Genomic DNA, 15867 nt, shown 5'->3' with positions numbered 1-15867 from the left:
TCTATAATTTTAAAAGATTAAGTCGTTTTCTTTTCAATAGCTTACAAACTGACTAAACGTCATCAAAATCAGGTTTTTAGACGACATTTTGTCGTAAAACTAACGCTGGTAAGATTATTGACCTATACAGGTTGTAAAAGTAAAACAATATAAAATAGATTCCCTTTCACAGGAATTAAAAAAACATAAAAATATGAACTTAAATAATTATACAATTAAATCGCAGGAGGCAATCCAGCAAGCGCAGCAAATAGCGCAGGGTTTTGGTCACCAACAAATTGAAAATGAGCATCTTTTTAAAGGCGTTTTTGATGTTGATGAAAATGTTTTACCATTTATTTTAAAAAAACTAAATGTAAACATTAACATCTTGCAACAAGCTTTGGATAAACAAATAGAAAGTTTCCCTAAAGTTACAGGAGGAGAATTCACTCTATCTCGTGAGGCCGGAAAAACCCTTAACGAAGCATCCATTATTGCCAAAAAGATGAATGATGATTATGTGTCGGTTGAACATTTAATCATTGCCATTTTTAAATCAAATAGCAAAATTGCTCAAATGCTAAAAGACCAAGGTGTTACTGAAAAAACACTTACAGCCGCCATTAGCGAATTGAGACAAGGCGAAAGAGTAACATCTCAAAGCCAGGAAGAAACATATAACTCACTTAACAAATATGCTAAAAATCTAAACCAACTGGCTAAAGATGGAAAACTAGATCCCGTTATTGGTCGTGATGAAGAAATTAGAAGAATTCTTCAAATTCTATCACGAAGAACCAAAAACAACCCCATTTTAGTAGGTGAACCCGGAACTGGTAAAACCGCCATTGCGGAAGGATTAGCACATAGGATTATTGATGGCGATATCCCAGAAAACTTAAAAGACAAGCAAATTTTTGCATTGGATATGGGCGCATTAATTGCAGGTGCCAAATATAAAGGTGAGTTTGAAGAGCGTTTAAAAGCCGTAATTAAAGAAGTAACAGCCAGCGAAGGGGATATTGTTTTATTTATTGATGAAATTCACACTTTAGTTGGTGCTGGTGGTGGTCAAGGCGCTATGGATGCTGCAAACATTTTAAAGCCTGCATTAGCAAGAGGCGAATTGCGCGCTATTGGAGCAACAACGTTAGATGAGTACCAAAAATACTTTGAAAAAGACAAAGCTTTAGAGCGTCGTTTCCAAAAAGTAATGGTTGATGAACCAGATACAGAAAGTGCCATCTCGATTTTGCGTGGTATTAAAGAAAAATACGAAACACACCACAAAGTACGTATTAAAGATGAGGCCATTATTGGTGCAGTGGAGTTATCACAACGCTATATTACCAATCGATTTTTACCAGATAAGGCCATTGACTTAATGGATGAAGCTGCTTCTAAATTACGCATGGAAATCAATTCTAAACCTGAAGAACTAGATGTTTTAGACAGAAAAGTGATGCAGTTGGAGATTGAAATTGAAGCTATCAAGCGTGAGAAGGATGAAAGCAAGCTAAAAATATTACGATCCGATTTAGCAAATTTAAAAGAACAACGCAACGATTTGAATGCGAAATGGAAAAGTGAAAAAGAGGTGGTTGAAAACATTCAGAACACCAAACAATCTATTGAAAACTTCAAACTGGAAGCTGAACGCGCCGAACGTGATGGTGACTATGGAAAGGTTGCCGAATTGCGTTACGGAAAAATAAAAGAAGCTCAAGAACAGCTAGACGTTTATCAAAAGCAATTACAAGCACAGGCAGAACAATCGCTAATAAAAGAGGAAGTAACTTATGATGATATTGCTGAAGTAGTTGCCAAATGGACTGGAATTCCGGTTACAAAAATGATTCAAAGCGAACGTGAGAAACTATTGAAACTAGAAGACGAATTACATAAACGTGTTGTAGGTCAGGAAGAAGCTATTGAAGCCGTAAGTGATGCCGTTCGTAGAAGTCGCGCTGGGTTACAAAACCCTAAAAAACCAATTGGCACCTTCCTGTTTTTAGGTACTACAGGGGTAGGTAAAACAGAGTTAGCAAAGGCATTAGCTGAATATTTATTTGACGATGAAAATGCCATGACTCGTATCGATATGAGTGAATACCAAGAACGTCATGCAGTAAGCAGATTGGTTGGAGCTCCTCCAGGATATATTGGTTATGATGAAGGCGGACAATTAACAGAAGCAGTACGCAGAAAACCATATTCTGTAGTATTATTAGATGAAATTGAGAAAGCACATCCAGACACCTTTAATATTCTGTTGCAGGTACTAGATGAAGGCCATTTAACAGACAACAAAGGACGTGTAGCCGATTTTAAAAACGCCATTATAATTATGACATCCAATATGGGAAGCCAAATAATACAAGAACGTTTTGATGCTACAAAAGACATCACATCTGCTATGGAAGTAGCTAAAATAGATGTATTAGCTTTATTGAAACAAAGCGTTCGTCCTGAGTTTTTAAATAGAATTGATGACACCGTCATGTTTACACCATTAAGCAAAGAAGACATTAGAGCTATTGTTGGATTACAATTAAAAAGCGTTACAAAAATGTTAGCAAAACAAGGCATCACCTTTGATGCCACGCCAGAAGCAGTAGATTATCTAGCCCAAAAAGGCTACAATCCGGAATACGGCGCACGACCAGTTAAACGTGTTATTCAAAAAGAAGTTTTAAATGCTTTAAGTAAAGAAATATTAGCAGGCAGTGTAACAATAGATAGTATTATTTTATTAGATGCTTTTGATGACAAATTGGTTTTCAGAAATCAAAACTCCCTAATTGAAGAAGAAATATAAATTATATTAAAAACTTGTAACAACACAATACCGAAAACAGACTTATTATTGGTTGGTTAGTAAAAGCAACATGAAACTGAAATTTTAGTGGATTGTTGCTTTTCTTATTTAAAAATGATAAAAATGTGATATTTCTTCCAATTTCCAATAATATGAAAATTAAATAGTTAATAAAAAAGTTAATAAAAAACGAACTCAAATCGACGAACGACCTATTTATATCGTTTAAATCACTTAAATTAGCTATCTGTAAGTCCCCAAAATTTACAATATAATAGCACATCAATTTAATTTGTTTAACCCAAAAAGCATTAAAACCTACTTATACCTATGGATATATCTAGATATATTGATTATACCTTACTAAAGGCTACAACTACCGAACGAGAAATTATAGACCTCTGTTACCAAGCCAAAGATCAGGATTTTTATTCTGTATGTATTAATCCTGCCTATGTTGCATTAGCCAAACAACTATTAGAAAATACTAACGTAAAAATTTGTACCGTGGTTGGATTTCCATTAGGAGCATCATCAACCGCTTCCAAAGTTTACGAAGCACAAAAAGCCATTGAAGATGGCGCTAATGAAATAGAAATGGTAATGAACCTGGGGTTTTTAAAAAGCAAAAATTACGTCTCCGTTCTAAAAGATATTATAGATGTTAAAATGGCCATAAAAAAAATACCTCTTAAGGTTATTTTAGAAATTTCAGAATTAAACAAAAACGAAATCATTAAAGCCTGCAACATTTGTATAGATGCAAAAGCCGATTATATAAAAACATCCAGTGGCTTTTCAAAAAGTGGAGCAACATTAACAGCTACTAAAATCATTAAAAAAACCATTAGAGACGCCATTAAAATTCAAGCATTTGGCGACATAAAAGACATAGAAACCAGCATTAAATATATTGATGCCGGGGTTCACCGAATTGGCATGGCAGCTTTATTTAAAACAACTCGCAGCATTCGTTTAGTGAGTTAATTAATGAATAGTTAAACAAAAAAAGCGGATATTTACGCAATTGTTTAATATCTTTGAAAAACATCCTTATTCTTTAGACTAAGGATGTTTTTTACATTTACAGAAACCACTTTTTCAATCTATATGAAACCACTAAACAAGTACATTGATCATACTATTTTAAAAGCAACCGCTACAAAATCGGATATTATTCAGCTTTGCGAAGAAGCCAAACAATACCAGTTTTTCTCCGTTTGCGTAAATAGTTGTTATGTATCTTTAGCTAAAAATCTACTACAAAATACAGACGTAAAAGTATGTAGCGTTATTGGGTTTCCCCTAGGAGCAATGAGCACTGAAGCAAAAGTTGCAGAAACAAAACAAGCTTTAAACGATGGTGCAGATGAAATTGATATGGTTATAAATATAGGCCTATTAAAAAGCAATGATTTTGATGCTGTCTGGAAAGATATTGAGGCTGTTAAAAATTGCATGCCAACTAAAACTTTAAAGGTTATTCTAGAAACCTGTTATTTAGAAGAACTTGAAATAATTAAAGCCAGCGAATTAGCTATACAAAGTGGAGCTGATTTTATAAAAACCTCTACTGGATTTGGAACTGGCGGAGCAACGATTCATGATGTAAAACTTATGAAACATGTAGCCAATAATAATGCTAAAATAAAAGCTTCAGGAGGAGTTAAAGATTACAACACAGCTCTAGAATATATCAATCTTGGTGTAGAGCGCTTAGGAACATCTTCTGGGATTGCCATTGTTACAGGACAAACTTCCGATGACAAAAATTACTAAATCCACAATCAAAATCATACCAACTTCCAAAAATTCTAATTAACTAACTATTTTATTTGATAAAAAAATGAGTGTACATATAGAAGCGAAACCAGGAGATATAGCAGAAACCATTTTATTACCAGGAGATCCCTTACGTGCAAAATGGATTGCAGAAACCTTTTTTGAAAATCCAAAATGCTTTAACAAAATAAGAGGGATGTACGGCTATACAGGTACATATAATGGAAAACGCATTTCTGTAATGGGAACCGGTATGGGCGTACCTTCCATATCAATTTATGCACACGAATTAATTACCGAATACGGGGTAAAAAACCTAATTCGCGTAGGTAGTGCGGGCTCATATCAAGCACATGTAAAAATTAGAGACGTGGTATTAGCTATGGCAGCTTCATCAAATTCTGGACTTAACGAACTTCGGTTTGGTGGTGCAGATTATGCCCCTACTGCCAATTTTGAATTATTCCAAAAAGCGGTAGATGCAGCAAAGTCCAAAAACATTCCATTGAAGGCCGGAAATATTTTTACTTCAGACGAATTCTATGCTGACGATTTCGAATCTTATAAAAAGTGGTCTAAATTCGGTGTGCTATGCGTTGAAATGGAAACTGCAGGTCTTTATACAATTGCCGCTAAGCACAATGTTAATGCACTTTCTATTTTAACTATTTCAGATTCTTTGGTAACTGGCGAACGCACCTCAAGCAAAGAGCGAGAAACAACGTTTAAGGAAATGATTGCAATAGCGCTGGAACTCGCTTAAAACTCGCTTAAAACAAGTTTAAAACGTATTAAATGGCCTGTAAACTTCTGAGCCAACACATTAATTGCCGTTTCTTTTAATTGAAGCACCCTTGGGTAACCACCCGTTGTTTGACAGTCGCGCATCAAAATTATCAACTTCCCCGAAGGCGTTAATTGTACCGTACCTGGCAGTACTGCCGAAGTGATTATTGGTTTTAAATTGTTTTGTAATAATTCAGTCAGCTGATAAGCCATTCGGTTATTATCTTTTGAAATGAAAAAGTCATTTTGAAGTAACTCAGATTGCTGATTTTTAGAAAGCAGATCGAATTCTGGACCTTTGAAAACTTCAATTACATTAGAATCGAAACATTCATCTAACACTTTAATTGAAGCATTCTTATTAACAATAAATGAGTTATTTAAATTTAAATCAATCGTGTCATTTTTAGATATTTTATCCAAACAAGTAACACCTTTATACATACTTTGACTCCCCAAAACAGCCTCTGTTTTAAAACCACCCAAAACAGCCAAATAACAACGAACACCTCTTTGTAATTTTCCAAAAGACAACACTTGCCCCTTTCTAATTTCAATAGGTTTATTGATTGAAACGGACTGCCCATTAACTTTTGGAGACATATCCGCACCGGAAATACAGATATAGGTATCACATTCAAATAGTAGCTTCGCTCCCACCAAAGTCATTTCTAAAACAGCAAGAGTCTCCGCATTCCCTAATATGGCATTCGCCATAGCCGCAGAATAACGATCCATAACACCCGAATAAGGCACGCCGTACTGTGAGTTACCTAAACGTCCAAAATCTTGAACAGAGGTGTATAAACCTGCGTTTAAAACCCTAATCATGCAGCACCTCACTTTCTAAGTGATACACACCAGCTTCAACTAACAATTTAATACCCTTATACTCGTCAAGCGAAATTGGCTGAAACTGAATTTTATCCAAAGGTTTTGCAAAACAAGGCACTTCTAATTTAGGATTAAAAAAAGCTACCGGCGTGTTCCCGATAATATTCCAACCACCAGGACTTGCAACAGGATAGACACCAGTTTGGCTTCCTCCTATTGCCACCGAACCTTTTTTAATTTGCAAACGCGGAGTCGCTTTTCTTGGCATATGAAGTGTATCATCCAGACCTCCCAAATATAAAAAACCAGGTAAAAAGCCAATAAAAAAAACAGTATAAATGGCCTCGGAATGCAGTTTGATTATCGACTCTTTTGACAGATTTTTTTCTACTGAAATAGCTTCCAAATCAATACCAAAACCAGCATCATAACAAACGGGGATTTTCCATAGATTTGACAAGATGTCATGCTTAAAGTCTTTCGAAAAATAACATGCTTTCAATACTTGTAGTTCATTTTCGAAATTCCTACAAAATGAATCATAAATAATTAATAACGAGTTGTATGCTAATTTTATTTCAACAATAGATTTAACTTCAATACTCTCTATCACTCTTTTAAATCTAATAATATCTTTCAAAACAGCCTCATCAATTACCGATGGCCATTCTACCAAAATAGATCGTTCTCCATAGCGTTTATAGGTAAGATTGAAAGACACTAATTCCTTAAGATTTTAATAGCTTTTGATTCTAGCTTAAGCAACAGTTTTTTTAACAAATTTTCAGCATGCAGATTGTCTCCATGAATACAAAATGTTTCAGCTTTAATTGACACTTCTAGACCTTGAATGGTTTTCACCTTTTGCAATTTCATCATTCGGTAAACGTGTTCAAACATCTCATCTGCGTCGTGAATTAAAGCATTGTTTTCACTTCTAGACACCAGCGTTAAATCGTTGTTATAATTTCTATCTGCAAAAGCTTCATAGGTTATCGGAATATTATTTTGGATGGCTAAATCTTCAATAACCGACTTATAAGGCACATATAATTTAACTGGCTGTGCGATACTTTTAACCACCTCAATAATTACAGTAGCTGTTTTAATATTACTTGCCGCCATATTGTAAAGCGCCCCATGTGGCTTAATGTGATGAAGTAAAACATTTTCTTCTTCAAGAATGGTTTTAAGACTATATATTTGCTCCTTTAAAGAGTTAAATAATGCCACACAAGCCATATCCATCGGTTTTCTTCCAAAGTTTTCCTTATCTGGAAATGACGGATGCGCCCCTATTTTTACATTATGCTTTTTGGCTAATCTAACTACCTTGCGCATTGTCTGACTCGAACCAGCATGTCCGCCACAAGCGATATTACAGGACGACACATACGGCATAAGTTTTGATTCGTTACCTACACCCTCTCCTACATCTATATTAATATCCATGGTTTGTATAGTCACTAAAATAAATTTAAATTAAAAACCTTATTAATGGTTGCAATGGATAGTAAGATACTAATTCCTAAAATAAAAACACCAAAAACATTGTGTTTTATATTGTTTTTATAACTACCCAAAACGGATTCCTTATTCATAATCCAAATTAAAATCCATGCAATTACTGGCAACAACATGCCGTTTGCAATTTGAGCAAATTTAATAATATCGATAGGCTTTATACCTAACGAGGAGAACAAAATGCCTAACACGAGAACACCCATCCAAACCGCTCTAAACTTATTCGTTTTCATGTTTGTAGACCAGCCTAAACACCCACTCGCTACATAGGCCGCAGCTAAAGGCGCTGTAATAGCACTTGTAATACCGGCAGAAAACAAACCAATTGCTAAAAAATAGGTTGACAAACCACCAAAAAGTGGCTCTAATCCCTTTGCTAAATCGGTTGCGTTTTTTATCCCTTCGCTTGGTATCGCTGCTGCGGAAACAATAATGCACATAGAAACCAAACCTCCCAAAACCACAGCTACGAAAGTATCCTTTCTAGCATATTGCAAGTCGGATTTTGATTTCCACTTTTCTTTAACTAAAGCGGCATGTAAAAACAAATTATAAGGGACTACGGTTGTTCCTATAAGTGCAATAACCAACAACAAACTATCTTTTGGAAATTGAGGAATCCACATGCCTTTTAATATTTCAAGGATACTTGGTTGCGTTATTACAGCGGTAACTAAGAATGCGAAACTCATCAAAATCACCAAACCAACAAGAACCTTTTCAAGTATTTTATAGTTTCCAAGATACAATAACACAAAAGCAAAAAAGCCAATAACTAGACTCAAAGTATTTATTGAAAAATCACCTATTATAAAACTTGGATTCCCTACAATGGTTTCTAAACCTAGAACACCTCCAGTAATATTACCAGCCTCATAAGCAGCATTTCCGATAAAGACAGCGGAAATAACTAGTAATATGGTAAAAAACTTTATTAGCGGATTTTTAATTTCTGTTCTGATAATTTCAGATAAACCTTTTTGGGTAATAATACCTAAACGCGCCGACATTTCTTGCAGAACAATGGTAGCAAAAATAGATAACACCATAGCCCACAACAGCGCAAAACCAAAACCTACACCTGCCAAAGTACAAACAGTAACAGTACCGGGACCTATAAACGCAGCTGCTATTAATGGACCCGGACCTATATTTTTAAACCACGATTTCACCACTTATTAGCAGCTTTTAAAGCATAAATTGCAAAAGTACCTAACCAATGCCCTCCTTCATAACTATCATTGAAAATACTAGGCAAAGAATAATTTATATGACCATATGCTATATTATATAAATGTTCGTATTCCGGTAAACCCTCTGCTATTTTACACAAACTCCAAGCTCGCGAAAAATTAACACCGTCTAAATGCACTAATTGCCCATCGGTTCTATCGGAAACCAGACCAACTTCCAAAACAAAATTTTCATCTTTTAACTGCGGAAGAAAAGCATGAAGCCAGGTCTTAAATTGGGTTTCAGGTAATAAACGCTTCATTAAAGCCGCTTCTTCCAAGCATGGAGATAAAAAATCACTTCCGCTAGGCTCCCAACTTATCGGGCAATTTTCATCCTTTAAAAAGAAATAATCAGCACGTTCTTTAATCGCTGATTTTAACGACTCGTTTTTTAGAGTTACAGCATAATCGTAAGCAAAGGATAAACCAAAAGCTGTATTTGTATGAGTCCCTACTCGCTGCGGATAGTTTAATTTTGGCAAAAACGCAATGTACTTTTCAACAATTAAATCGGTTAATGGTTGCAAATTTGCTTCCAAGGTTCTAGCAACTGGAGCATCCCAAGTATGAAGCTCTTCTGCTAATTTAAGAAGCCACGCCCAACCATAGGTGCGCTCAAATGATTTATTATGTTCACCCAAAAAGAAATTTATTTCCGTAGCTATATTTTCTTTTGAAATATTAGTAAGTAAGCGTTGTTTAATATCTTCAGCATTATTAATATCAGGGAACTGTTTTAGCAAGCTTACCAAACTCCAATGGCCATGAACTGCAGAATGCCAATCGAAACAACCGTAAAAAGCAGGATGCAATGTACTTGGAGATTTTAAATCGGCATCACCACCAAGGGTTTGCGATAATTTGTTAGGATATTCAGTATTAATACACTGCAAAGGCAAGATTGCTAATTTATTAGCTTGCTCTAAATTAAGATTTGGCTTTGGAGAAATTTCAATTTTTGAAGTTTTAATGTCCGCCTTTTTTTCTTCTTTGGAATTATTACAACTTAAAGTTAGAATTGTAATTAAAAATAATATTGGTTTTTTCATAGTGCGATTTAGAATAACGCAATAAATCTAATGAAAATTTATCGCTTTGAATAAAGGTCTTTTATATTCAAATAGCACATTAGGTGCTTTTAGTCTATTTTAATATACACTTGTTTGTGAGGTTGTTCGGAAAGCGTAATCACTAATTTATCAGATTCAAAATAAGCTATTGCTACTACCCCATCCAATGGATCGGATAAATTATAAAACTCAGTTCCATTATTATTCCAAACTAAATTCCTAAAAACAAAACTACTTGTACAATTTTCAGGTGCCGTATTACTATTAATAAATCCGGTAACCATGATACCATCCTTTTTAAACTCCGATTGAATATACTGAAAACAATTATTGGTTTCAACTAATTCTCCAGATTGATAGGTTTCAATAACTTGCCATTTTCCAATAATTCTATCATTCATATCCGAATCACTATTCGAACATGAATGAAGTAGAATAATTAAACTTAAAAAAAATATAATTTTATTCAATTTTCACTAAAAAACTATTGAATTTATATCAAAACATATTTTACAACAATGCTTCCTTTCTTCTAATGTTGATTCGCATTGTCCCTTCAATTGGATTTTCGGACACTAGTATTAAATAACCACCTCCGCCAGCACCCGCCAGTTTCCACGCCAATGCCTTTTCTTTATACTTATCGATTTCTTTGTTTATTCTATCGTTAACCATAGCTGGAAACAAGGTAGTTTGCGCATTGAAAGATTTCAAAAAGCCTTTTGCAAACTTCTCTAAATCCATTTCCTGAATAGCATCCCAAACCTCTTCTTCAGCTTTTGCCAAGGATTTTACATTTTCTTTATTAACATTGGTATCTTTTAAAAGATCTAATCCATCTTCTCTCGGCCAAAGCAATGCCATACTGATATGAGATTCCAACCAACTAAGAATGGATTCGGAATGAACAGATTCGATTTTTTTAGGCCAATATTCCGTATCATAATAATGCCTTACAAGACCTGGCATACAAATTCCAATAGCATCTTGGGCTCCAGAAATCATTTCAGAACCTGGCGTATTTTCATACTTAAAAAGAATTTCAGCCAATTTTTCCGGTTTTTCCATTGGTAGGTAATAAGGCCAGATTTTTTTTGCAGCATTTCTAGTTGAAGTAGACATTCCGCAACGTTCATTATACTCTATAATTGGCTCCAGCGAAACTGTAATGGCCCAACCTGGATGATGCTTAGAAACATAAGGCTGATCTATCCAAGTACCCGCCAAATCGATTCTGTAAGGTAGTGCACAATTTCCACCGGTTCGTAAAGCTGTTGTTGAACGTTCTGGTAATCCAGTGTCTGGAATTCTGCTTAACATTTTTAATTCAATACCAAGTTCATTACATAACTCTTCTTTAGCAGGAGTAAACCCGTCTTCATTAACAACAAAAAAATCTGGTTTTAATTTTTTAAGGTCCTCTTCAAAATCTAACATTCCAGAACCAGAGTTAACAAAAGCTTCCTTTACATACTTTATGGCATTAATCATATAAATTCGTTCTTGTTCGGAATTTATAGTTTGACGCCCTTTTAAGCCTGCAATAGTTGCATCTGAGCCAATTCCAACGTATAAATCTCCGTATGTTGATGCTTCTTTAAAGAAAGCGATATGTCCACTATGCAACATATCAAAACAACCAGATACAAATACTTTTTTATTCATTTATTATGTATTAAATATTAAAAATAACCCCCTTTAATTTTACTGCAATTTATTTTATTCATTATTATCTGACAAAAAAAACAACTAAAAAACCTATTTCATGGATAAAATAATTATAAAAATTGAGAAATATGAATTTTGAAGTAAAGGAATATCAATTTCTAAATTTCATGTTGATTTTTTTGAATATTATTTAACAGATGACTTACCTAAGGATTAACAAAGTATTCACTTCAAAATTAACGAAGATTAATTATACTTTTTTTACTCAATCATCATAAACTAAGATAATTTCAAATAAGTATCAAAAGTTAACCAAAAACCGAAAGTTTTTACTTCTTACGAATAGAACAAATACAGAATTTGTTGTATATCAAATCTGATTTTTACAGATATGAGTTGTTTTCACACACCATTAAACCTTTCTCAAACCAGATACAACAGAATATACATTTCCATACAAATAATTCAACAAACAAAACCAAACCTGTCAATGATTCTTCCTTATTACTGACATAACCTAAGCTAAACACAAATTCACAATTCGTTCCGTAAAAATTGGGTTTTTAACCAAATCTTAAAAGACTTATGCTTTTGAAGAAATTCTATCCCAACCACCCTTCTCTATCCATACTCCTATATTGAATAGCCTCACTTATATGTGAACCATTTATAGCTTCTGCGCCTTCTAAATCGGCTATGGTTCTGGATACTTTTAATATACGATCGTACGCTCTAGCGGAAAGATTTAAACGCTCCATAGCGGTTTTCAGTAACTGTTTAGAAGCATCATCTAAAACACAATAATTTCGAATTTGTTTGGTATTCATTTGGGCATTGTAATGCACGGTATCGGAATCGGCAAAACGTTTGGTTTGAATATCTCTAGCCTCGGTAACTCGTTTTCTTATTTCAACAGAGGTTTCACCCTTCCTATCGTCTGATAATTTATCAAAAGGCACTGGTGTCACTTCTATATGAATATCAATTCGATCTAATAATGGTCCGGAAATTTTACTTAAATAACGTTGCATTTCGGCGGGACTCGAGGTTACCGGCGCGTTAGGGTCGTTAAAATAACCTCCCGGACTCGGGTTCATACTGGCCACTAACATAAAACTACTTGGATAGGTTACCGTAAATTTTGCTCGCGATATGGTGACTTCCCTATCTTCTAAAGGTTGACGCATCACTTCTAAAACTTCGCGTTTAAATTCGGGTAATTCATCTAAAAACAAAACACCATTATGTGATAAAGAAATTTCTCCAGGTTGCGGGTAACTACCGCCACCGACTAAAGCAACGTTTGAAATGGTGTGATGCGGACTTCTAAACGGACGTTGTGCCATTAAGCCTGTATCTTTTGTGCGACCAACCACCGAATGTATTTTTGTAGTTTCGAGTGCTTCATGAAGCGTCATGGGTGGCAAAATACTTGGCAAACGTTTGGCGAGCATGGTTTTTCCTGCACCTGGTGGCCCAATCAAAATAATATTGTGCCCACCGGCAGCGGCAATTTCCATACATCGTTTAATACTTTCCTGTCCACGTACATCGCAAAAATCGAATTCCGGATAGTTTAGATTTTTTTCAAACTCTTCGCGAGTATTTATAATAGTTTGTTCTAATGGTTCACCCTTATCGAAAAAATTAATGACTTGTTTGATATTTTCAATTCCGTATACCTCTAAATTATCGACAATGGCCGCTTCTTTGGCATTCTCTTTTGGAAGTATAAACCCTTTAAAACCTTCTTCTCTGGCTTTAACAGCGATGGGTAATGCGCCTTTTATGGGCTGCAGCGTACCATCTAAAGACAATTCGCCCATAATTAAATAACGCTCTAAATCATCGGCTTTTATCTGACTTGAAGATGCCAAAATGCCAATAGCTAAAGTTAAATCGTAGGCAGAACCTTCCTTGCGTAAATCGGCGGGCGACATATTAATGATAATCTTTTTTCCTGGAATTCTATAGCCATTATTTTGAAGTGCGGCAGCAATTCTAAAATTACTTTCTTTAATAGCATTATCGGGCAAGCCTACTAAATGATACCCAACACCGCTATCAGTGTTCACTTCAACTGTTACGGTTGTCGCTTCAACACCAAAAACAGCACTTCCAAAAACTTTTTTAAGCATATATGATTTTTACTGCTTAAATGTAAGAAATGTATCTTTTACTTTTTATATTCTGCTAAAAATAAAAATTACTTGTTTTAAACTCTGAAAAACTTCGTTTACACTTTTTCTAAATACTTTAAAAAATACGGTTTCGGTGTAAAAATGATTGGATCGCTTACTTACAAAAAGAAAAACCTTATACTTCTATAAGGTTCTTCAGTTAACAACACTTTGACTAACACATCCATAATAGATGTTCTTTAATTAGTTTAAAAATTTAGGTTTTAAAACTAACATTGCCCACGCCCAATTTTGAATATCGGCAGCATTAGCATCAGTCACTCCTTTAAGTTCATACATGCCATCGGAAACAAACATTTGAGAATAACCTAATACCAAACTATAACCTTTGAATTTTTTAGAAAACACTAAATCCAATTCCGTACCTAGAGATTTTTCACCACTTGCTAAGGCTTCCTCTCCGCTAAAATTTAAAGCAGTTACCGACAAACTAGATGTTTCGCTAAGAGTAAAATTAGCACTTACATGAACATCAATTAACCCAACGTTATTTACGTGATTCCCTACGTAGAAATAATCCATAAACCCATTAAATTTATGATTTGTACCATATAATGGAAAAAAGGCTTCGCTTTTTGAAGTTGATGTATCGTTACCACTTATAATTTCAAGACCCGCTCCTAAACTAACTTTAGGAGAAGCTTTATAACTAAAATCTAAGCCTAATAAGTAGGCACTTTTCACCTGATCGCCTGTTTGAAGGAAAGCATTTGCTGCGACTCCAAAATCTCCATTTTTATAATCTAAATGCGTTCCTAATGTTTGCAAACTATTCACACCGTCAGGCGTTTCATTATCTACTTCGAATTTTTGAAAACCTGTATTTAACAAAATTAAACTTCCTGAAAAGTTTTCCCAAGCTTGTTTTAAATAGACGTATTGCATGGATTTATATGAAAAGAAACCAGAAGTATTATACACAGTACCCACAGACCGAAACCCTGTAGGATCTGAATAATCTTGACTAAACGCCAACCCTAAATCGAGCATAAACTTATCTTTCTTATACTGAATTAAACCCGCATCGTGATTTCTACCTTGCTGTGCCCAATCTAAGCCTCCAAAGATACGTTGGTCGTCATAAGAGATTACTTGACGCCCTAATTTGGTTGAAAATCCAGAGCCTAAATTAATATCTGCCCATGCTTCAAAAATAGCGAAAGAGTTATTCTGGTCGTATGGTAACAACTGCCTATTTTCACCCCAAACTAACACATCCTGAAGACTTAAGTAAAATTTGTATGCCTCTGCCGTAAACCCCGCATTTAATCTGGCACGTGTAGAAATACCGAAACCTGCATCGGCAGCATTTGGAATAACACTCCCAAATCCATGTCTGTATTCTGTTCTAGGACGAAACTCGCCATCTAAAGAAAATTGTGCTTGCATCCATTGTATGCTCCCTAAAAATAGCACTAAAATTGCATATTGTTTTTTCATTGTTATTGTTTTTTATGTTTGTTGATTGTATTTAAAATGATGTTTAGTTTCTGATTTTCAACTAATTTATAGCTAACACTCTTAATGTCATTAATAAATTATATTAATGCTCTAAAAAATCTATCAGATGTTTTCTGTATTTGTAATAATCGTCATGTTCTAAAACAGATTTCCGGGTTCGTGGTCTTTCAAAATCGATATTTAAAATATCGCCAATTTTGGCTTTGGGTCCGCTGGTCATCATCACGACGCGGTCTGCTAAAAAGATGGCTTCATCAACGTCGTGGGTAATCATTACCGCCGTAATTTTCTCTTTATTCCATATCTCTATTAAGATATCTTGAAGCTCGCCACGTGTTAAAGAATCTAACATTCCAAACGGTTCATCCAGCAATAATACTTTGGGTTTTATAGCAAATGCTCTGGCAATACCCACACGCTGTTGCATACCTTGAGAAAGCTCCGAAGCTTTTTTATTAAAGGCATTTTCTAAACCTACTTTTTGAAGATAGTACTTAGCAATGTCT

At 34.8% G+C, this 15867-nt stretch carries 14 protein-coding genes; 4 read left to right on the top strand and 10 right to left on the bottom strand.

Annotation, left to right across the window (positions count from 1 at the left end):
• The first annotated feature begins 193 nt into the window (after positions 1 to 193).
• From clpB to deoD, 4 genes are all read left to right on the top strand, one after another.
• On the top strand, positions 194 to 2800 hold the full coding sequence (gene clpB / locus ABYI63_RS00945) for an ATP-dependent chaperone ClpB (protein ID WP_372752464.1): 2607 nt from the start codon (positions 194 to 196) through the stop codon (positions 2798 to 2800).
• A gap of 330 nt (positions 2801 to 3130) precedes the next feature.
• A complete protein-coding gene (deoC, locus tag ABYI63_RS00940; RefSeq protein ID WP_372752462.1) occupies positions 3131 to 3787 on the top strand; it encodes a deoxyribose-phosphate aldolase in 657 nt (218 codons plus the stop codon).
• A gap of 123 nt (positions 3788 to 3910) precedes the next feature.
• On the top strand, positions 3911 to 4579 hold the full coding sequence (gene deoC / locus ABYI63_RS00935) for a deoxyribose-phosphate aldolase (RefSeq protein ID WP_372752460.1): 669 nt from the start codon (positions 3911 to 3913) through the stop codon (positions 4577 to 4579).
• Between the two features lie 67 nt (positions 4580 to 4646).
• The gene (gene deoD / locus ABYI63_RS00930; protein ID WP_372752458.1) at positions 4647 to 5345 is read left to right on the top strand and encodes a purine-nucleoside phosphorylase; all 699 of its coding nucleotides are present in this window, start codon (positions 4647 to 4649) and stop codon (positions 5343 to 5345) included.
• On the opposite strand, the gene ABYI63_RS00925 is transcribed toward deoD, so the two are convergent.
• The 10 genes from ABYI63_RS00925 to ABYI63_RS00880 form a co-directional block, all read right to left on the bottom strand.
• Positions 5342 to 6199 (bottom strand): biotin-dependent carboxyltransferase family protein, encoded by an 858-nt coding sequence (locus ABYI63_RS00925; protein WP_372752456.1) that lies wholly within the window; start codon positions 6197 to 6199, stop codon positions 5342 to 5344. The two genes, deoD and ABYI63_RS00925, sit on opposite strands and share 4 nt — an antisense overlap.
• Positions 6192 to 6923, bottom strand: coding sequence for a 5-oxoprolinase subunit PxpB (gene pxpB / locus ABYI63_RS00920; protein ID WP_372752454.1), 732 nt, complete (start codon positions 6921 to 6923; stop codon positions 6192 to 6194). The genes ABYI63_RS00925 and pxpB overlap by 8 nt, the downstream gene beginning before the upstream one ends.
• On the bottom strand, positions 6923 to 7669 hold the full coding sequence (gene pxpA, locus ABYI63_RS00915; RefSeq protein ID WP_372752452.1) for a 5-oxoprolinase subunit PxpA: 747 nt from the start codon (positions 7667 to 7669) through the stop codon (positions 6923 to 6925). Before pxpA ends, pxpB begins: the two co-directional genes overlap by 1 nt.
• A complete protein-coding gene (locus tag ABYI63_RS00910) occupies positions 7669 to 8901 on the bottom strand; it encodes an Nramp family divalent metal transporter (protein WP_372752450.1) in 1233 nt (410 codons plus the stop codon). The genes pxpA and ABYI63_RS00910 overlap by 1 nt, the downstream gene beginning before the upstream one ends.
• Entirely contained in the window at positions 8895 to 10010 is a 1116-nt protein-coding gene (locus ABYI63_RS00905) for a DUF2891 domain-containing protein (RefSeq protein WP_372752448.1), read from the bottom strand. The genes ABYI63_RS00910 and ABYI63_RS00905 overlap by 7 nt, the downstream gene beginning before the upstream one ends.
• A gap of 89 nt (positions 10011 to 10099) precedes the next feature.
• Positions 10100 to 10432 carry a hypothetical protein gene (locus ABYI63_RS00900; RefSeq protein ID WP_372752446.1) on the bottom strand — a complete coding sequence of 111 codons (333 nt, stop codon included), beginning with the start codon at positions 10430 to 10432 and terminating at the stop codon, positions 10100 to 10102.
• 109 nt (positions 10433 to 10541) lie between these two features.
• Complete coding sequence (locus ABYI63_RS00895; protein ID WP_372752444.1) at positions 10542 to 11696, bottom strand: adenylyltransferase/cytidyltransferase family protein; 1155 nt, start codon at positions 11694 to 11696, stop codon at positions 10542 to 10544.
• Between the two features lie 605 nt (positions 11697 to 12301).
• The gene (locus tag ABYI63_RS00890) at positions 12302 to 13837 is read right to left on the bottom strand and encodes a YifB family Mg chelatase-like AAA ATPase (RefSeq protein WP_372752442.1); all 1536 of its coding nucleotides are present in this window, start codon (positions 13835 to 13837) and stop codon (positions 12302 to 12304) included.
• Positions 13838 to 14083: 246 nt separating this feature from the next.
• Positions 14084 to 15340, bottom strand: a complete 1257-nt coding sequence (locus ABYI63_RS00885; RefSeq protein ID WP_372752440.1) for an alginate export family protein — start codon at positions 15338 to 15340, stop codon at positions 14084 to 14086.
• A 103-nt stretch (positions 15341 to 15443) separates the two neighbouring features.
• On the bottom strand, positions 15444 to 15867 hold a 424-nt coding region (locus tag ABYI63_RS00880; RefSeq protein ID WP_372752438.1), incomplete at its 5' end, for an ABC transporter ATP-binding protein.

Origin of the sequence: Mariniflexile sp. (genome assembly GCF_041583155.1) — a bacterium.
Taxonomy (GTDB): Bacteria; Bacteroidota; Bacteroidia; order Flavobacteriales; family Flavobacteriaceae; genus Mariniflexile.
Note: the sequence above shows the minus strand (reverse complement) of the source record. Positions and strands in the feature narration are given on the sequence as shown.

What these genes read in the sequence shown, in the direction of transcription:
- clpB (WP_372752464.1), top strand. Translation starts at nt 194, where the DNA reads ATGAACTTAAATAATTATACAATTAAATCGCAGGAGGCAATCCAGCAA.
- deoC (WP_372752462.1), top strand. Translation starts at nt 3,131, where the DNA reads ATGGATATATCTAGATATATTGATTATACCTTACTAAAGGCTACAACT.
- deoC (WP_372752460.1), top strand. Translation starts at nt 3,911, where the DNA reads ATGAAACCACTAAACAAGTACATTGATCATACTATTTTAAAAGCAACC.
- deoD (WP_372752458.1), top strand. Translation starts at nt 4,647, where the DNA reads ATGAGTGTACATATAGAAGCGAAACCAGGAGATATAGCAGAAACCATT.
- ABYI63_RS00925 (WP_372752456.1), bottom strand. Translation starts at nt 6,199, where the DNA reads ATGATTAGGGTTTTAAACGCAGGTTTATACACCTCTGTTCAAGATTTT.
- ABYI63_RS00905 (WP_372752448.1), bottom strand. Translation starts at nt 10,010, where the DNA reads ATGAAAAAACCAATATTATTTTTAATTACAATTCTAACTTTAAGTTGT.
- ABYI63_RS00900 (WP_372752446.1), bottom strand. Translation starts at nt 10,432, where the DNA reads ATGAATGATAGAATTATTGGAAAATGGCAAGTTATTGAAACCTATCAA.
- ABYI63_RS00895 (WP_372752444.1), bottom strand. Translation starts at nt 11,696, where the DNA reads ATGAATAAAAAAGTATTTGTATCTGGTTGTTTTGATATGTTGCATAGT.
- ABYI63_RS00890 (WP_372752442.1), bottom strand. Translation starts at nt 13,837, where the DNA reads ATGCTTAAAAAAGTTTTTGGAAGTGCTGTTTTTGGTGTTGAAGCGACA.
- ABYI63_RS00885 (WP_372752440.1), bottom strand. Translation starts at nt 15,340, where the DNA reads ATGAAAAAACAATATGCAATTTTAGTGCTATTTTTAGGGAGCATACAA.